Source organism: Brachybacterium sp. UMB0905 (genome assembly GCF_002871795.1).
In the GTDB taxonomy this organism is placed as follows: domain Bacteria; phylum Actinomycetota; class Actinomycetes; order Actinomycetales; family Dermabacteraceae; genus Brachybacterium.
In genome coordinates this window covers 11,360-30,568 of the sequence record NZ_PNHL01000020.1, presented here as the reverse complement: position 1 = coordinate 30,568, position 19,209 = coordinate 11,360, and the positions used below count along the sequence as shown (strand labels likewise).

Sequence of the window (19,209 nt, the reverse complement as noted above, 5' to 3'; positions counted from 1 at the left end):
GGAACCATGCCCTTCTTCATGCTGTCCTCCTCAGAACACTCAATCGATCCATCCGGTCCACCCACCGGCCAGATCCCCACAGCCATTCGGCTGTTCCTGGGAGCCGTGCTCTCCGGGTGATGTCTTCACCCTAGAGCCCGCGAGCGAGCAACGCGATGGGGAGTACTCCCCATGGGGGTGGGGTGTCAGGGCAGGGTGATGTGGATCGAGTCCTGGATGGCGCGGATCGTCTCGATCTCGTCCTCGGCGTCCTCTGCCCCGCAGCTGCCGACAATCTCCAGCACGTCGACGGCGACGCCGCCGCGGTCCAGCACCGCGTAGCGCGCGGCCTGCACCACCGTGGGGCGGCCCGGCTGCGTGTAGCCGTATTCGCTGGCGATCCAAGTGGTCCCGTCGACCTCGAGCTCACCGGTGCCGAGCTCTTCGAGCTCGGGCAGGCCGGCCTTGCGCTGGTCCAGCCCCGCGCGTGCGGCCTCCAGAGTGAAGTCGGCCCCGAAACGCTGCACCGTGACCACGACGTTGGCGCGGAAGCGGCCCTCTACGCGCGGCTGGGCGACAGCCAGCTGCACCCCGGGGACCGTGAGCGTCTCCCAGTCGTCGGGCACATCGACGGTGATGTGCGGCGGCCCCGGGAAATCTGCGCTCGGGTACTCGATCTTCTGGGTCATGTCGCTGCTCCGTTCCTCCCACCGGTGACGGGGCCAAACCTATCAGGCGGCAACAGGCCCGAGCGGATGATCCGCTCGGGCCTGTCCGTGGTCCCGTCTGCCCTCTCGGGGTCAGTTGGACGAGGTCGCCTCCTGCTCGGCGGCGTTGCGGTCGGCGGTCTCGCCAAGATCGTTCACGGCCTGCATGATCTGCTGCAGGGCGGGGACCATTTCGCCGGACCACTGGCCGCGGAAGCGGTCGGCATCCGGGCCGGTCCAGTCCACCTCTTCGAGGCCGGAGGTCAGCTCCTGCTCGATGCGGGTGATCTCCTCCGCGGCGTCGCGCAGCTGCGCGGACATCCGACGGACCTCTTCGACATTCATACCCTTGATGGCGTTCACGGTGCAGTGACCCCTTCCTCGTTCGTCGTGCCCGCGCCCCCTGCGGTGCACGGCCTCTCGTCATAGTCGACGCTCTCACTCTAGAGCGTGCTGGAGAACTCGACCATGGGGAGGAGTCCCCATGTGGATGAGCGCAGTTCCGGCATTCCCCGCGCGCATTCCACGGCGACTGCGTTGCAGGCGCTGCGGGTCGGCGTCACCGGGTGGTGATCTGTGCGACCTGCAGCTTCATCGCGCGACCGCTGTAGACGAGGAAGCCGCGGCCGGGCGGGAAGTCTGCGCGACGGATCCTCCCCAACCCGGTGCCGAGCATGGTATCGCCATCCATATCGCTGGGCTGCAGCAGCACTCCGCGTCGACCGGCCTTGAACGGCTGTGCCAGGGTATAGGCCTGCGACCAGGAAGCCGATTCGTTCTCGCCCACCACGAACTGGCCCTCGCGGGTGCTAGCGCGGATGAGCCGGTCCAGGTCGTTCTCCACGCCGCTGCCGGTGAAGTCGGCGACGCCGTCGATGAACAGGGCTAGCTTGCCTTCGCCGACGTGACCGGCCTCGATGGTCTGCCGCAGCTGGGCGGCGAGGTCCTTGACGGTCTCCGGATCGGAGGCCTCCACGTCCCACACGTCCAGGCCCGTCAGCGGGGTGCGGCGGGCCGAGAAGCGCACCAGGCGCATCGGTTCCGGCAGGGCCTTCAGGCCGGTGGCGATGGTGAGCATCGCGGTGGTGCGGCCCGAGCCCATCGGCCCGGTGACCATGAAGGCGCCGCGCGGTTCGTAGGTTATCTCCGCGAGCGTCTCGTCGGCCAGACCCAGCACCGGCATGCCGCCCACCACCGGGCGCAGCTCGGAGAACTCCACCCGCTCCGGCAGACGCTTGATGCCCGGGGCCGGCGGAACCCCGGCGCGGCGCATCGCCTGGGCGAGCTTGGCGACCTCACGCGACTGGATCGCCACGTTGGCGTCGCCGCCATGGACCGCGACCTGCACCTCATGGCCCTCGAAGATGGAGCGCCCGGGCGGGGAGTTGCCGTCCAGCACGTCCTTGGGCTCACCGAAACCGGAGTAGTCATCGGTGCTGGCCATGCGGTGGATCAGACGGCGCTGGATCGAGGAGCCCAGCGAGGTAGGAATCGCATTAGGGCGGTCGCCGGTGACGATCACATGCACGCCCACCTGACGACCATCGGTCGCGATCTGCACGAAGGTGGTGAACCACTTGGTGAGGTTCGAGTAGTCGTACGCCTCGCGGAACGCGGCCATACCGTCCACCAGCAGCAGGATGCGTGGGGTGTCCGGTTTGCCGGCGAGCTCGCGGTACTCCGCCACCGTGCCGGCACGCACCTTCGCGAACTCCTTCGCGCGCTCGTCGATCAGCTCCCGCAGGGTGCGCAGCAGGCGGATCACCCGCTCCTCGTCGTCCCCGGAGATGATCGCCCCCACGTGCGGGAGCTCTTCGAGCATGGTCAGGCCTGAGGCGCCGAAGTCCAGGCCGTACACGTGCACCGGTCCACCGCGCACCGTGGAGGCGGCAGAGATCGCGATGGTGCGCAGCGTGGTGGATTTGCCGGAACCGCCGGTGCCGTAGATGGCCATGTTGCCGTCGCGGTCCGGGTAGTAGGAGATCGTGGGCTGCGCCTGGTCCTCCGGCACGTCCATCACGCCCAGCAGCAGCTCTTCGTCGGTGCGGCGAGTGGGCAGGCGCGAGAGGTCGTAGGCGTCCGCCAGCTCAGACAGCCACGGCTTGCGCGGGGCGGGCACGCCCGCACGCTCGGCGGCTGCCTTGACGGTGGCGACCACGCGCGACATGTCGTTGGGGCCGGGATCCTTGACCGCCTTGGTGGGTGGGGAGGGTATGTCCCACTGCTCACCGGTGCCGAAGTCCTTCTCGACGATGTCGATGCGCGCCCGCTCGGGCTCATCGGTGGTCCAGCCGCCCGCGTATCCGGTCTGGAAGGTGGCGATGCGGCCCGGGCCGGTCTTCGCGGCACCGCGGCCGGGGATCGACGGGTCGAAGTGCGCGGCCATCTTGTCGCCCAGGATGTCCTTGGAGTCCGCCTCATCGGCCATGCGCAGGGCGATGCGCAGGTTCGTGTTCGCGCGCAGATTGTCCTTGATGACGCCTGCCGGGCGCTGGGTCGCGAGGATCAGATGCAGTCCCAGGGAGCGGCCGCGGGCGGCCACGTCCACCACGCCGTCCACGAACTCGGGGATCTCCTTGGCGAGAGCTGCGAACTCGTCGACGATGATGATCAGGCTGGGCGGGGCCTCGGGGTCGCCGGTGCGCTCGAGGGACACCAGGTCCTTGGCCTTCTTCCGGTTCAGCAGATGCTCGCGGTAGTGCAGCTCGGCCCGCAGCGAGGTCAGCGCGCGGCGCACCAGGTGCTGGGACAGGTCGGTGACCAGACCCACCGTGTGCGGCAGATCCACCGCGTCGGCGAAAGCCGCACCACCTTTGTAGTCCACGAACAGGAAGGTCACGCGGTCCGGGCTGTGGGCGGTGGCCATGCCCAGCACCCAGGCCTGCAGGAACTCGGACTTACCGGCGCCGGTGGTGCCGCCCACCAGGGCGTGGGGACCGTTGGTGCGCAGATCCAGGTGGAAGGCGTCCTGGCCGTTGTGGCCGATGAGCCCGCGCAGGTTCGCGTCGTGCTTGCGTCGCTGCGGCTCCGAGCCGTCCCGCGGCGTCAGGGAGTTGTTCTCCTTCCACCGCTCGATGATGTGGTCGGGGTCCTCGGCCATCTGCATGCCGCCGAGCTTGAGATAGGAGATCGCCCGCGGCAGATCGGAATCGTCATCGACCGGCACGCCGGCATCCACCACCGGGGACAGGTGCCGGGCCACCCCAGCGGCGACGTCCACCGAGACGGTCTCCACCGTCACCGGGTAGAACCGCTCCCCCAGCCGCACGTGACCGGCGCTGGCGCCCTCCACGGACTCCTCCACCGAGACATAGGTGCGGCAGGCCGCGGGGAGGGCGGCCACGTTGGAGGCGCACCAGATCACGTGCACGCCCACGTCGGGGCCGCGCTCGGCCAGGCGTACCAGGCGGGCCCGGTCCACCGGCGCATCGTCCTCGATGATGACCACAAGGTTCGGGGTCACCGGCGCGGGTGGGACCTCGGGCTCGCTCGTGACGTCGGTGGTCATCGGGGTGCGCAGCTCGGGCGGGGCGTCCCCGGCGCGCTGTTCGATGAGCTCTTCGATGCGGGACAGCAGCGAGGTGCCGCGGCCGGGGGTATCGGCCAGGTGATCGCCCGGCAGCGGTGAATGGGGGCTGGAGGTGTGCGGCAGCCACTTGAGCCACTGCCACATATCGCGGCTGGATCGCGAGGTGATCGCGGCGAGCGCGACCTCCGCCGGGGAGTGCAGGGAGAAGAGCTGGGTGACGATGCCGCGGGCCACCCCGTCGGCCTCCTCCCCACCGCCGGCGATGCCGATGTTCCCGGCATACCGCAGCTCCGCGACCACCGGCACCCCGGCGATCATCTTGTACTCCTCATTCATGTCATCGAGCATGTCCCAGTACTTGGGGATCGCATCGTTCTCCCCGGGCATATCGATGCCCACCCGGGAGGGCGCGATCCCGAGCCCCAGGCGCACGGTCGCGAACGCATTGTGTTCGGGCCGATGGGTCCACAGCAGGCGCCCCAGACGGAAGGCGGCATCGACCGTATCCGCGGCCGAGGGCGTCTCCACCAGACGCACCGCCCGCTCAAGATCCTGCGCTGCGGTGACTCGGCGCTTGAGCGCCGCCAGGCCCTCCTCGAATTGTTTGATCTGCCGCTCCAGCTGCTTCTTCTGCTGGAACTTGCGGTTGAGGAACCCGGCGGTGGCCATCATCGGCATCATGAACACGAACATGAGCGAGAACGGGCTGCGCGTCATCGAGAACATGAATGCACCCATGAAGATGGGGGCGAACAGCATGAAGATCGGGAAGAACTGCGGCTGCGGCTCCTTGGGCGGGGTCGGTGCCTTCAGCGGCCGGTAAGGGAAGCGCGGCACCACGCGCGGGGAGCGGTTGAACTCCACCACCGGGGACGAGGGGGTGGTGCCGCCCAAGCGGTGCAGGGCGATGACCGAGAAGGTGGTCTGGCCGATGAGCACCGTGTCCGCAGGGCCGATGACCGCACGCTGGACCTGCTCACCGCCGATCACCACGCCGTTGGAGGAGTGCAGGTCCACGATCTCCACCGAGTCGCCGACGTTGATGCGGGCGTGGCGCTTGGACAGCATCGGGTCGGCGATGCGGATGTCCAGGTCCCCCTCGCGTCCGATCACGCTCGAGCCCGAGGGCAGCGGGAACTCACGTCCGGCCTCCGGGCCGGACAGCACGCGCAGCAGGGCCACCGCCGCGCCGCGGGATTCGCTGCGGGTGGCGTACTCGGTGGAGGAGCGGGCGATCGAGACGATGCTGCCGGAGCGCAGACCCGCCTGGATCAGGTCCTCCTCACGGTCCAGAGACCGCACGCCCTTCGCCCCGGGGCCGGCCCCGGGGTCCTGGACCTGCAGGGTCAGTCCCTCGGGTGGCTCCACCTCACTACGCAGCGGGTCGGCCAGGTACAGCGCATTGGCGACGTCGGCGACGGACGCCGTCGCGTCGGCCGTGACCTCGAGGTCCGTCAGGCGGTCCTCTGGCCGGCGCAGCGTGAGCTTGATGCGCATCGGTGCTCCTCCCCCAGGCGGGCTGCGGCCCGCCGGTCACCCTCAGTCGTCGTCGGCGTCCTGCGCCGCATCCAGCAGCGGCAGGTCCTCGGTGGTCACCAGGCGCGAGAACACCGAATGCTCCACCAGGCGGGCCCGCCGGTTGCTGGCGAGCTTCCCGGGGCCGCCGCGCAGGCCGCGCACTCCCAGGCGGTCCAGCTTGTCGCAGACGTTGTCGAGCTTGCGGTTGAACTTGGTCAGTGGCCAGCCCAGGCGCTTGGCGGCCTGAGCCGAGGTGGGCACAGAGCTGATCCCGGAGCCCTCGCGCACCAGCATCGGCTCGGCGAGTGCGAGGATCAGCAGCTTCTGGCTGGGGGTGAGCTGCACGGAGCCGACGGTGGTCTCCCCCACCGGATCATCGGGTCCGGCGATCCGCGCGAACTCCGGGGAGTCGGCATGCACGGCCAGATCGTAGGTGGTGGGTCCGGCGGTGAACACCACCTTGGTGACGTCGAAGACCAGGGGGATGCGGGCGCCGGGAGCGAGCCAGGCCTGCATCGATCCGGAGCCGTCGGTGATGGTCGCGGACAGCCGGGAGCCGATGTTCACCAGCCACCACATCGACTCCACCTGCACGATGCTGAGGAAACGCCGATGCAGGAAGGGGTTGTCCTCATCAATCGTCAGGTCCGCCTCGCGGCCGATGGTCAGCTCTTCGCCGTCCTCGACGCGATACCACTCGCCGCAGAAATCCACTGAGATCGTCGACGCCATCGTCACTCCTTCTCCTGGCCCGCGGGCTTAATCCCGGCGGGCGCTGCCACGTGCCCTGCGGCACCGTTCGACACACGGGGGGTCATCCGCGCTCCCCGTTCAGGCATGTCTTCACCTGGGCCCCGGCTGATCCGCTGGGGTTCACGGCCTGGATCTGCACGCAGGCCTTGGGCTGCTGCGGCGGAAGCTCCAGCACCCAGCTGTTACGGCCGTGCACCTCGTGAACCACGCCGTAACCGTCCTCGTAGTTCGGGGGCAGGTCCACCCACCCCACCAGGTACATGTCCTCCTGGGTCGCGTTGTCCGGATGTTCCCAGGTGACGAGCACGCGGCCCGTCGCTCGCCCGTCCTCGCCGGGGTCGAGCACGTCGAGCTCGACGTTCTGCACGGCGCCCGGCGGGTCCGCGGCGACCGGTGGCGTGGTGGAGACGACGGGTGCGGTCGTTGGATCAGGGGTGAAGACGTTGCGCACCATGAACACCGAACCGATGCCCAGCCCGATCACCAGCACCGCGGCCAGGGTCACGAAGGGCCAGGCGGGGGTGCGGGGCGTCTCCTCCTCCGGCTCCGGGCTGGGCGGAGGCAGGGGGGAGGCGGCCGAGATGCCGGGCGGCGGAGAACCGGCCGGACGCAGCATGGTCGACTCGGTGGTGTCTTCGCTGACCCCCGGACCGGCCGTCGAGGCCACGGGACCGGTGGCGCCGAGCGCCGGGGCAACCCCGGCGAAGGGATCGAGTTTGCGCTCCTTCTCTCCGCTGTCGGTGCCCGCGGAATCCGGGTCCACGGTGGAGACCTTCCGGATGCGCGTATGCGAATCCAGCTCATCGTCCTCGCCACCTGAGTCCGCGGCGGCACCGCGCTCATCGAGCACGTCCATCTGTGTAACCGGCAGGGAGAGCATGAGCTCCACCTGCTGCAGACCGCGGCCGAAGGCCAGCGCTGTGTCATAGCGGGCCGCGGGGTCCTTCGCCATCGCGATGGACAGCACCCGGTTCAGCTCCGCGGGCACATCCGGGCGGTCCAGGGGCCGCAGCGGCTCATCAGTGATCCGGGCGATCAGGTCGCTGGCGGTATTGCGACCGCCGCGGCTCTCGAACGGCGTCTGCCCGGCCAGCAGCGAGTACACGGTCGCGGCGAGGGAGAAGACATCGCTGCGCACATCCGCGCGGGGCTGATCGGCGAAGAACTCCGGCGGGGACCACGGGATGGACATGCCCTGGGAGTCCTCGACGTCATGTCCCTGGCCGGTGGCGATCGAGATCCCGAAGTCGGTGAGCGCCGGCCGGTTGTAGTCGGTGACCAGGATGTTCGCGGGTTTGATGTCCCGGTGCAGAATGCCGGCCCGGTGCGCCGTCTCGACCGCGCCGGCGATCTGGACTCCCACGCGCAGGGCTTCGGCGACCGTGATCCGTTCGCGGCGGAAGCGCTGCCCGTAATTGGGGCGCGAGCAGTACTCCATGACGATGTAGGGCCGGTGGTCATCGGAGACATCGGCCTGGTGGATCGTCACGATCGACGGGTGCGTGGACATCTGGGCCATGACGTTGGCCTCGCCGTCGAACTGGCGGCGCACCGTCTCATCGAGCACGTCGGACAGCAGGACCTTGATCGCGACCCGCCGCTGCGGCCGGAACTGGCGGTACAGGAAGACGTCCGCGAAGCCGCCCGAGCCCAGCAGCCGCTCATACTCATAGCCGGGCAACCGCGGTGGCGGTGACGGCGGTCTCGAGCTCATGACCTCTCCCCGAATCGCAGGCGGACATCGTCACCGAGGTCCAGGACATCCCCATCCTGCAGCACCCGTCCCTCACGGGGGCGCAGGCGGACGGGATCGTGACCGTGCCGATGCAGCGTGGTGCCGTTGGTGGTGCCCAGGTCTGTGGCCACCACGTGCCAGCCCTCCAGGCGCACCTCCACATGGGAGCGCGAGATGTCCTGCTGGGGGCTGGGGACGGTGATCAGCTGCGGCACGTCATCGCCGCTGACCCGCGAGGCGCGCGGGCGACGGCCGATGATCGCCGAGCGATCCAGCACAATGCTGTCCCCGCCCGAGATCTGGAGGGCTCCCAGAGGCGGGCGGGCCACGGTACGGGTGGGGCCGTCCAGCGGACCTGCGCACACACGGCACTGCGCCCGTTCAGGGGAGTTCGCGTGCCCGTTGCTGCACACGATGCCCGGCAGCATGACCGCGCTGGACGAGGAGCCCTGGGTGGGGCGAGCCCTGGATATCGGCCCAGCAGACCCAGCCGACCCCGCATGGGCAGGCGCGGGTGCTGGAGCGGCAGGGGCGGGTGCCGGGGCAGCGGGGGCTACCGGATGCGGAGCGCTCGCGTGGCGACCGTGGCCCGATGGCGCCTGTCCCCCTGGATACTGCGGGGCACCGCCAGGGTGCTGCGGGCCCTGCGGCTGCTGGGGCCCCTGCGGCTGCTGAGGTCCTTGCGGGTGCTGCGGGGCACTGCCGGGCTGCTGGGGCCCCTGCGGGTACTGGGGTCCTGGCTGACCGCTCATCGGGTGCTGGGCAGGGGCCTGCCGCGGCGGCATCTGACCCGGGCCCCCTCCCCGAGGACCGTAGGACGGAGAGGAGGGGCCGTACGGTGCGGTGGCGCCGTACGGCCCCGGAGCGCCGTACTGTCCGGGAGCACCGGGCTGCGCGGGCGGTGATGGAGATCCGGGCCAGCCGATCTGCCGCCCCGCAGCACCGGGATCCGCGGGGGCCTGCGGCGGATAGGACGCGCCGCCGGGATGTCCCATCGGGGCGCCGGGCGGTGCGACACCGGGCTGGGGAGCACCAGGCTGGGGCGCACTGTGTCCCCATCCGGGGTGGGGCGGGGAGCTCGGCATCTGCTCGGGCCGGACCGGGGCCGGGCGCGGTCCGGTGCGCGGTGCTGGCGGGCGCTGGGCCATCTGCACCTGTGGGTAGGCGGGGGCCGATGGCGGCGGGCTGCTGGCCCGACGCGCGGCGGTGCGCGCGACCTCCGGGGCCGCCCGCCCCACGCCCGGAACCCAGTCGATGAACTCCGGCGGCGGAGTGGGCTCCGGCGCGCTCACCTCCGGCTCCGCGTCCGCGCTCTCCTCAGCCTCAACCGGCTCTGAGCCCTCCGAGGCGCCCTTCACCTCCGACGACGACGCGGCTTCCTCATGGTCATCCTCATCCTCGTCGCCGGTGCGGCGCACCGCGGCATCCTCGATCCGGCGGAAAACCGTCTTGCCGAACAGATCGTCATAGGCACCGGAGTGCTCGAGGTCGCTGATGCTCGGGGTGGACCGGGAAGCGCGGGGCGTGGCCGCCACCGAGGCTGCGGCGGCAGGCGCCGGGCTCGGCTCGGGCGCGGATGCCGGAGCGGGCTCCGCCATCTGCACGTTCTGAGGCGGCTGCTGGTCGTCGACCTCGTCATCGTCGATCGGGGCGACCTGCGTGGGCGGAGAGCTCAGCTCATCGTCCTCGTCCGGGGGCACCGGCGTGGGAATAGAGGCCGACGGCGCCGGACGCGGCACCGGGGCAGGCGCGGCGGCCGGTTCCTCAGCGGGCTCGGGCGCGGCGGCCGGTTCCTCAGCGGGCTCGGGCTCCTGCTCTGCTGCGGGCTCTGCGTCCTTATTGTCCTCAGCGTCCTTGCTGTCCTCCGAGTCCTTGTTGTCCTCCGTCGTGTCCTCAGCCGTGGTCTTGTCCTCAGCCGGGGCGGGAGTCTGCTCTGTCGGCTGCTCCTCGGCAGCGGGCTTCTCAGCCGCCGCATTGTCCTCAGCCGCAGCCTTGTCCTCAGCCGCCGCCTTGTCCTCAGCCGCCGCCTTGTCCTCGCTCGCGGCTGGGACCTGCTCCGCCGACGGCTCCTTCTCTTCCTTCTCTTCCGTCTGCGCAGGCGTGCTCTGCGCCGACGGTGCCGGGCTGCGGCGCTTGCGATCGAACAGGGAGGTGCTCACCAGACGGCGTCGGCCCACAGAACGACCGGATGTCGGCGGTGCATCGCTCTTGTCCGCGTCCTGCTCGGGCCTCTCCGCCGCGGGGGCGGCAGCAGCGGCGGGTGCCGCGGGCTTCTCCGCCGCGGCCGGTGCTGCGGCCTGCTCGGGCGCTGCCGAAGCGGCGGGCTGTGCCGCCGGTTCCGCTGCGGCGGGCTGATCCGCTGCCTTCTCGGCGGGTTTCGCCGCAGCCCCACCGGATGGTGCGGAGGAGGAGAACAGTCCGTCGAACATGTTCGGGCCGGTGCGCTCGGGCTCCGGCTCGCGGGCCGCGGATCCGCCGCGTCCTCCGCGCAGAGAGGACGGCAGCTCACCGGGCTTGCGCGTGGACATCTGCGGCTTGCGGATCGAGAGACTGCTCGCCGAGCTGGAGCTGGACGTCGCGGCGGGTTTCGGCGATGGTTTCGGTGCGGCGGCCCGGCGTTTCTTCGCCTCCGGGTCTTCGATCGAGCGGCCCATCTCCTCGACCTGCTCGGCGAGGGTCGCGCGCTCGGCGTCCTCCAGCTCGGCGGGATCCACGCACATGCGCACGAACCCCCGCACCGGGACCACCCCGGAATCCACCCGTGGTGCCCCCACCGGCTCCTCAGGCGGAAGATCACCGAAGGCTACGCGCTGCACCCCCTCCAGGGTGCGCTGCACGAAGGGCTCCTCCTCGGTTCCGGCGATCAGCTGAGCGCCCTCCGCCGTGTGCACCGCGATCGGGGTGCTGCCCTTGACGCCCACGGTCGCGGTGGTGCCGTCGTGCACACCGAAGAGCAGCGCGGTGAACTTCTCCACGCTCTCCATGTCGGTGGCCGTCAAGAGCTCCTCCAGGAAGCTCTCCGCCGAGATCTCACCGCCCAACAGGTTCCACGTCGCCTCCGTGACCTGTTTGCGCAGGCCCGGCACGAGCACCACCCAGGCATCGCCGCGGGTCACGAGCGTGGCCGGGCCCTGCCGGGTCCAGGTGCCGCGGCTCAGCAGCTGCGGCTCCGTGCTCTCCTGCGAGTCCTCGCTCATCGGTCGGTGTCACCACCGTCCTGCCCCAGTCCGCGCGGCAGCGTGTCCTCATTGACATCCACGTAGTCGTCCGACGGGGAGGTTGCGCCGTCGGAGGTGTTCTCGGTGTCGAGCTCGTGCCCCACCACCTCCACCGCTTCGACCAACACCACCGACACGTTGTCGTGCCCGCCGCCGTCCAGGGCCCGCTGCACCAGATCCTGGCAGATGGTGCGCACATCGGAGCGGCTGCGCAGCAGCGCCTCGATGCCCGCGTCGTCGACCTCCCCGGTCAGCCCGTCGGAGCACACCAGCATCCGGTCCCCGGGTTCGGCGGGGATCAGCCAGTAGTCCGGATCTGAATCCGGTCCCGCGCCAAGCGCCCGCGTGACCATGTGGCGGTAGGGATGCACGCGGGCCTGCTCCGGGGTTAGCTCGCCGCGGTCCATGAGCTCCTGCACCACCGAGTGATCCACGCTCACCTGCTCGAAGATCTCCCCGGACAGGCGGTACACGCGCGAGTCCCCGAGATTCATGACCACCCAGTACCCGACATCGTCCAGCACCATCGTGGCCACCACGGCGACGGTGGTACCCGCCGAGAGGGGGGATCCGCCGCCCAGTTCGGCGATGCGCTCGGCGGCCGACACCAGCGCCGCCCCCAGCTGCTCGACGGTCACGTTCTCCTGGACGGTGAGCTTCTCGAACTCCTCCACCGCGATGGCGCTGGCGACCTCACCGGCGTTGTGGCCGCCCATCCCGTCGGCCACGAGATAGATCGGCGGAGACTCCAGCACGGAATCCTCATTGGTGGCGCGCACATGCCCCACGTGGGTGGCGGACGCAGAGATGGCCCGGATCGTGCCCTGCAGATCGGGGTCGGACAGTGAACGGTCGATCACGCGATCCGCTCCACTGACAGGCTGCGGTCACCGATCGTCACCCGCGCCCCCTGCGGCAGCACCGTCGGGGTGTCCGGGACGAGGGTCTCCCGCGAACCGTCCTCGCGCAGGATGGTCGACCCGTTGGTGGATCCCAGATCGGTGACGATCACATCCTCCCCGGTGCCGTCCACGCGCAGGTGCGTCTTGGAGACCGAACGGGTCTCATCCTTCAGGACGAACAGCGCGTCCTGCTCGGTGCCCGAGGGGTTGCGGCCGATCACCACCGGGCGATCGATCTCCCGCTCTTCGCCCTCATCCATGGTCAGGCGCAGCTTTTTCACATGCGGGAGCCGAGCCGGGCTGACGCGGGTCTGTTCGAGGTCCCCCAGATCCTCCTCCGGCACGGAGACCTGGGTGACCTCCTCCGGCTGGTTGTCCGACGCGTCCCAGGCATCGCTGGTCAGCTCACTGGGCTGGTTCACCTGCACCGGCTGCGGCGGCTCCGGGGCCGACGGCGCGGCCTGCGAAGCGGGCGCTTGCTCGGCCTGCTGGGCCCAGGACTGCTCACCCTGCGGGGCGGCGCCCTCCTCCGCCTGCTGGGCCCAGGACTGGCCCGCCGGGGGCGCCCAGGACTGCGCATCCTGGGGCGGGGCAGGCGCCGGGTCGGGCTGCGCGGGAGCCTCGGGCTGGTTCCACTGCTGCGCGGGCCCCGGGCCCCACTCCTGCGGGGCCGCGGGCTGGCTCCCCGAGCCCTGCGCTGCCGGCGGCGCAGCGGCATCCGGGGCGGGGGCGTCCCACTGCTGGGCGGGAGCCTCGGGCGCCCCCCAGGACGCGGCGGACGCCGAGCCGGCACCGGCCCACGGATCCTGGCTCGCAGGGACGGGTTCCACCGGCGGCGGCGCCCAGCCGCCATCGGCACCGCTCGCCGCGGGGGTCGACCACGAACCATCGGCCGACGGTTCCGGGCCGGAGCCCGTCGCGGGCGGAGCGTAGGGGCTCTGGGCAATGTCCTGTGCCCCGGCGCTGCCCCCCGCGACCGGCTGTGCGGCCGCATCCTGGCCACTCCATGCCGCTCCCGGCGTGGTCAGCAGATTGTCATGCGTCGACACGGCAACAGAGGACTCCCCCAGGTAGTGCTCGGCGGAGGCGCGCTCGAAGTCATCGGGGCGGGGCTGCAGGGGATTGCGACCATCCTTCACATCCACCACGGCGGAGTCGATGATGCGGTCGTGGAAACCGCGCAGATGCTTCTTCGGGTCCAGGAACACCGACAGGCCCATCAACGGCGGCAGCAGGCCATACAGCACCGAGCGACCCAGTGAGCGCAGGAAGCCGATGGAGCCGCCCTGGCTGGCGCGCGTGACCCGCAGGCCCAAAATCAGCTTGCCCAGGGAGAAGCCCTTGGCACCCACCAGCCACAGGATGAGGATGGTGTAGGCGGCCGGCAGCATCGTGCCCACGCCGATGAGGATCTGGGAGAGCAGCCCGGGTGATTCCGCCTTGAGGAACAGCACGATGCCGATGATCAGCGGGACGGTCACCAGGGTGCTGATGACCCCATCCACCGCCATGGCGAGGAAGCGCTTGAGGAACGAGCCGGGAGTGCACCCGTCCAGCGGCGGCTCCATCTGTCCGGAGGCACCGCCGGGCACGGCCTGGGAACCGGAGGCCGGGGCGGGCGCGGGAGAGCCGGGCCCGCTGGGGACACCGGGCTGCGCGGTCGCGCTCGCGGGATTCATCGGGGACTGCGTGGCCATCATCTGATCGTACTGGGAATCGGTGCGCAACGCGGTCGCCCCGGGGTTCTTCGGCTGCAGCGCATCGGACGTGATCAGCTGGATGCCCTCTTCCTCGGCCGGAGCCTGTTCGGGCTGGGCCCCCAGATCACGGCTACGGTGCCGCGGCGCCTGCGACCAGGCGCCCGGCGCATCGGTGGCCCGCCGCTCATAGGGGGAGGCCTGGTAGCGGGCTCCGCACTCGCCGCATATCACCGCGCCGTCGGCCAGCAGGGTTCCGCAGGTGCTGCAGTAGCGGGTCTGGCTCATCGGGACCGGCCTTTCCTCGAGGTGCGCCTCGTTCCGCCGCGGAACGAGGAGCGGCGAACGCGCATCGCCGCGGTGCGCCGCTGGGCCTTGGTGCGGGCCCGGCGGTTCGTGCGTTCGCGCTTGCGCTCCGACCGCCGCTCGGCCGCGCGACGCCGGAACGAGCGCAGTGAGAGGGCCGCCCGCAGTCGTCGATACCACGGCACAGCCGCGGACATGCTACGCCGGGCCGCCATGACATGCGTCCAGTACTCATCGACCACCCCGGGCGGGAGGTCATCGGGCCCGAACACCGCCCGATCCGCCCGTCCCGCAAGGGTCAACGCACCCATCGCTGGGATCTCGGCGTCCAGCAGCGCTGCCGTCTCCTGGCGTGTCAGGAGCGGATCGGGGCGCCGCCCCTGGTCGGCCATGAGATCCAGGATCTCCTGCCAGCCGCCGTCGATCCGGGCTGGCAGCAGGCCGCGCGTGCGCCGTCGGTGCCGACGCAGCGCCTTGGCGCTCAGCACACCAATCACGGCCAGCAGCATCAGCAGCAGTGGGATCGTTCCAAGGCCCACGTAGATCACCCACGTCGCCGGCCCCTCGGGCTCCGGCTCGGGTTCATCGGACTCCTCGCTCATGGCGCCCGGCGGCGGGCTGGGCGGCTCCGCAGGCGGCGGCGGGGGCTGCGCCACCTGCGGCAGCGGCTTCTCCACCTCTTTGGGCTTGGGCTGGGTGGGGTCATCGTCCTCATCGGGGGCCGGGTCGAAGCGCACCCAGCCGTGCCCCTCGAAGGCCACCTCCACCCAGGCGGTGACGTCATCGCCGGTGATCGCGACGGTGCCCTCGGACCCCTCGGGGACCTCGAAGCCCATGACGACGCGCGCGGGGATCCCCACCGAGCGGGCCATGACCGCGGTCAGCGCCGCGTACTGCTCCTCATCGCCGATGCGCCCCTCGGGCTGCGCGTCCGGCACGTCCTTGTCGAAACCGAACTCCTTCATCATCGCCAGCAGGCGGCTGGCCCCATGGCCGGACAGCGAGGCCGTCTCCTCATCGAGGCCATGCGAGTAGTAGGCGTCCTGCTTGATGGCCCGCGAGAGGTTCTGGAACTTCTCATAGTCCGACGGGGCATCGCCCACCCACTCCTCAGCGAAGGACGTGAGCTCGTCGAGGGGGGCGTTCTCCGGCATCGCGATATTCGCGAACTTCGCGCTGCGCTGCTCTTCGGCGGTCAGCTCGGTGTACGGCTCATAGGAGAGGTCATAGGTGTCGCCGGCGGCCACCCCCCGGGAGTTCACAGCAGTCTGCGAGGCCTGGTTGAGGTAGAGGTTCTCGGCGGTGACACCGATCCGATCCTGCGCCATGCCATCGATATCGATGCGGTTGGTGCGGGTGCCCAGCGTGGGCATCCACACGCCGCGGTACTCGCCGATCGTGACCGTGGAGACCTGGCTGGAGCCGCTGGGCTCGGCGAGGTCCACCCCGGGGGCGGTGCGCAGGAACACCCCGGAGGAGCTGCCGCGTTCGGTGGAGCTGGCGACGTTGTAGACCTGCAGGTCGTACTGGTCCATCGTGGCCAGACGGACCTTGTCTCCCCCGCTGACCCCGGTGATCGTGAACAGCTCGGCGTCGCGCTGATCCTTGAGGTAGCCGCGGAACTCGGACAGCGGCGAGACGTATTCGCGCGGGTCGAACGGCGGGTTGATGTGGTCTCGCGCCGCATAGCGGATCGTGCGCGGCGGCGGATCCAACAGCGGCGCCGCAGCCACCGCAGCGCCGACGGCGACCGCCATGATCAGCGTCCCCCCGATGACGCGACGCCGCAGCACCGGGTTCTTCCAGGAGCCGGGCCGGACGGTATCGGAGATGATCGTGGAGCGGGAACCAGCCAGGCGACCGCTCTCAAAGCGCCAGGTCAGCCAGGCAACCGAGATGACGGCATACAGCAGTCCACGCAGCACCGGCAGGTAGGCCTGGTCGGTTCCGAAGACGATGCTGACTCCCATGAGAGCCAGCGGGAACAGCCATGCCAGCACGTACAGGCGGCTGCGCATGACCGTGGTCATGCCCAGCAGGCTCAGCAGCAGCATGCTGATCCACACGGTGGCCATCACCGCTTGGGCGGTGCCCACCGGTGGCGCCACGGTGAGCACGGACTTCCACGTGGTCACCGGGGCCTTCACGAGCTCCCACAGCGACCCCAGGGTGGGCAGAATGCCCCATTTCGCCCGGGTGGGCGCCGCGAACATCGAGCCGAACAGGAAGTACACCACCAGCAGCAACGGGGTGATGCGCAGCGGGCCCCAGCGCCAGCGCGCCCCGATCAGCGCAATGAGGGTGCCCAGGGCCAGCGCCATCAGGCCGCTGATGAGGTACTGCAGGTCACCGTAGACGTGCTCGAAACCCAGCAGCGCGATGATGAACAGGGCCGAGAGCACGGTTACGTCTACCAGACGCCGCATGCTCGAGGTGCGGGAGAAGTAACTGGGCGGACGGCCCTTCTTGTCCACGCCGCTCATCGGCCCACCGCCCGTAGGGCCCGCGCGAGCGTTTCCAGCGAGCCCACCGTCACCACGTCCAGGCTGCCGATCGCCGAGCGCTTGACCTCAGCGTCCTCGACGCAGCGGATCGCCACCGCGAGCACGCCGAGCGGCAGCTGCGTGGCGGCGGCGTTCAGCTCCCGGGCGGTGGTGTGGGAACCGACCACCATCATCACGGCTGAGGCGTTGGGAGCGAGGTCCGCGGCCTTCTGCCCCAGCTCGTGGAAGGAGATCCGCTCACGCAGCGGGTCCACCACCGTGTAGTCATCCATCATCTGCCGGTAGGACAGCGTGTTCTGCCGAGCGTCGAACGTGAAGGGAGTCAGCTCCTTCTCCTCCCGGAACGTCTGGGCGGAGATCGAGGCGGCCGCGGCGACGGCCAGTTCGAACTCGTCCTCGCTCGCGTAGTGGTCGGCGAGGTTGTCCAGCGCCACCACCACATGGGAGCGGCGGGTCTCCTCGAACTGGCGGACCATGAGCTTGCCGGTGCGAGCGGTGGTGCGCCAGTGCACGTGCCGACGGTCATCGCCCGGGGTGTAGTCGCGCAGCGCATGGAAGGCGATATCGGAGCTGGACAGGTCCGATGACGGTGTGCCCTCGAGGTCCCGGAGGAATCCGCTCGCGGCCTCGTCCAGCCGGACGGTCCGTGGGTGAACGTACAGCTCCTGCGCCTTCGCCCACGTCACCTGGCGGCGCATGAGCGACAGCGGGTCATCGCGCACCGAGCGCACCGGGCCCACCACCAGCACGGCACGTTTGCGGGTGGGGACGGCGAACAGCTCCTCATGGGACTGCCCGGCGGGCAGGCGGGGCACCAGGAACTGTGCGGTCGCCTTGCCGACGGCCAGCTCGATGCGGGACGGCAGGATGCTGCGCTGGGTGGGGTTGGCCACCTCGACGCGGCCCACAGCCCGGCTGCCCACCACCACGCGATGGCTCTGCAGGTCCAGCGTCACCGCATACCGGGCTCGTCCCAGCACGAACAGCGCTGCGATGAGCAGGGGGACGGACAGGGCGAAGGCGATGACGTTCAGCTCGGTGATATGCAGGGTGAGCCCGATGATCCAGCAGGCGACCGTCACACCGAGCAGCGCCCAACCCAGTGGGGAGATGACATCGAGCACCGGGTGGATGCGCCGCATCCACAGCTCGACGATGGCATCCCGCCAGGCGGCAAGACCGCTGGGCGACGTCGCTGCGGCCGCGTCGTCCGCGGAGCCCTGGTCCGTGCGCTCCTGTGCCTGGGAGCCCGCGCGGCGTTTCGCCGTCCGGGCGCGCCGTGCTTCCGCCCGCGCCTGGGCCTTCGCGGCACGGCGCTGTTTTTTCGCGGCGGCCTTCGCGGCCTTGGCGTCGGCGGTATCGCTGGGGAGGGGGGAGGAGCTCATGCCGACTGCTGCCGCGCCTGCGGGGGCGCCACCTCGCTGAGGATCTTGGTCATGACGCTCTTGGCGGTGGTGCCGGCGAACTCCGCCTCCGGGTCGAGCACGAAGCGGTGCAGCCACACCGGCTCCACGAGCGCCTTCACATCGTCGGGGATGACGTAGTGGCGGCCGTTGATGGCGGCCCACACCTTCACGGCGCGCATCAGGGCGAGAGCACCGCGGATGGACACACCCACCCGCACCTCGGGCGCCAGGCGGGTCTCCTCCATCAAGCGCGAGACGTACTCCAGCACCGCCGGGTCCACGTGCACGGTGGAGGCCAGCTGCGTCATGTCGTTGACCGCCTGCAGGGAGATGCGCGGGGTCAGCTGCGCGCTGCGGTCGCGCATGGCGGAGCCCTGCAGGATCTGCACGCTCGAGTTGTGGTCCGGGTAGCCGATCGAGGTCTTCATGAGGAAACGGTCCAGCTGCGCTTCGGGCAGGCGGTAGGTGCCAGCCTGCTCGATCGGGTTCTGGGTGGCGATCACCATGAACGGGTTGCCGACCTCATGGGTGACGCCGTCCACGGTGACGCGGCCCTCCTCCATCACCTCGAGCATCGCGGACTGTGTCTTGGGCGAGGCGCGGTTGATCTCGTCGGCCAGCACCACATTGGCGAAAACGGGGCCCTTGTGGAACTCGAAGGACTTCGTGTTCTGGTCGTAGATGGTCACGCCCGTGACGTCCGAGGGCAGCAGATCCGGCGTGAACTGGATGCGGGTGCTAGTGCCCTGCACTGTCGCGGCGATGGACCGGGCGAGCGAGGTCTTGCCGGTGCCGGGGGCGTCCTCCAGCAGCACGTGCCCCGGGGAAAGCATGGCGGTCAGCACCAGGCGCACCACGCCGTTCTTGCCCAGCACCGCCTGGCCGACGCTCTGGACGAGCTTGTCGAAGGTGTCGGCGAACCAGCGGGCCTGCTCAGGAGTCATGCTCATGGATG

At 70.2% G+C, this 19,209-nt stretch carries 11 protein-coding genes; all 11 read right to left on the bottom strand.

Annotated features, from left to right (window positions below; translation table 11 throughout):
* Window positions 1–185: 185 nt before the first annotated feature.
* Window positions 186–668 carry a hypothetical protein gene (locus CJ197_RS13785; protein WP_102237320.1) on the bottom strand — a complete coding sequence of 161 codons (483 nt, stop codon included), beginning with the start codon at window positions 666–668 and terminating at the stop codon, window positions 186–188.
* A gap of 111 nt (window positions 669–779) precedes the next feature.
* Entirely contained in the window at window positions 780–1,049 is a 270-nt protein-coding gene (locus tag CJ197_RS13780; RefSeq protein WP_102237319.1) for a WXG100 family type VII secretion target, read from the bottom strand.
* A 196-nt stretch (window positions 1,050–1,245) separates the two neighbouring features.
* The gene (locus tag CJ197_RS13775; RefSeq protein WP_102237318.1) at window positions 1,246–5,712 is read right to left on the bottom strand and encodes an FtsK/SpoIIIE domain-containing protein; all 4,467 of its coding nucleotides are present in this window, start codon (window positions 5,710–5,712) and stop codon (window positions 1,246–1,248) included.
* Window positions 5,713–5,754: 42 nt separating this feature from the next.
* Window positions 5,755–6,465, bottom strand: a complete 711-nt coding sequence (locus CJ197_RS13770; protein ID WP_102237317.1) for a hypothetical protein — start codon at window positions 6,463–6,465, stop codon at window positions 5,755–5,757.
* An 82-nt stretch (window positions 6,466–6,547) separates the two neighbouring features.
* Window positions 6,548–8,200, bottom strand: coding sequence for a serine/threonine-protein kinase (locus tag CJ197_RS13765; RefSeq protein ID WP_102237316.1), 1,653 nt, complete (start codon window positions 8,198–8,200; stop codon window positions 6,548–6,550).
* The gene (locus CJ197_RS15805) at window positions 8,197–11,418 is read right to left on the bottom strand and encodes an FHA domain-containing protein (RefSeq protein ID WP_304528975.1); all 3,222 of its coding nucleotides are present in this window, start codon (window positions 11,416–11,418) and stop codon (window positions 8,197–8,199) included. Before CJ197_RS15805 ends, CJ197_RS13765 begins: the two co-directional genes overlap by 4 nt.
* The gene (locus tag CJ197_RS13755; RefSeq protein ID WP_102237315.1) at window positions 11,415–12,299 is read right to left on the bottom strand and encodes a PP2C family serine/threonine-protein phosphatase; all 885 of its coding nucleotides are present in this window, start codon (window positions 12,297–12,299) and stop codon (window positions 11,415–11,417) included. Before CJ197_RS13755 ends, CJ197_RS15805 begins: the two co-directional genes overlap by 4 nt.
* Window positions 12,296–14,326: an RDD family protein gene (locus CJ197_RS13750; RefSeq protein WP_102237314.1), complete on the bottom strand. Its 2,031-nt coding sequence runs from the start codon at window positions 14,324–14,326 to the stop codon at window positions 12,296–12,298. Before CJ197_RS13750 ends, CJ197_RS13755 begins: the two co-directional genes overlap by 4 nt.
* Window positions 14,323–16,827 (bottom strand): transglutaminase-like domain-containing protein, encoded by a 2,505-nt coding sequence (locus tag CJ197_RS13745; protein ID WP_102237313.1) that lies wholly within the window; start codon window positions 16,825–16,827, stop codon window positions 14,323–14,325. Before CJ197_RS13745 ends, CJ197_RS13750 begins: the two co-directional genes overlap by 4 nt.
* Complete coding sequence (locus CJ197_RS13740; protein ID WP_102237312.1) at window positions 16,824–18,233, bottom strand: DUF58 domain-containing protein; 1,410 nt, start codon at window positions 18,231–18,233, stop codon at window positions 16,824–16,826. Before CJ197_RS13740 ends, CJ197_RS13745 begins: the two co-directional genes overlap by 4 nt.
* Window positions 18,230–19,204, bottom strand: a complete 975-nt coding sequence (locus tag CJ197_RS13735; protein ID WP_158239511.1) for a MoxR family ATPase — start codon at window positions 19,202–19,204, stop codon at window positions 18,230–18,232. The genes CJ197_RS13740 and CJ197_RS13735 overlap by 4 nt, the downstream gene beginning before the upstream one ends.
* Window positions 19,205–19,209: the final 5 nt, after the last annotated feature.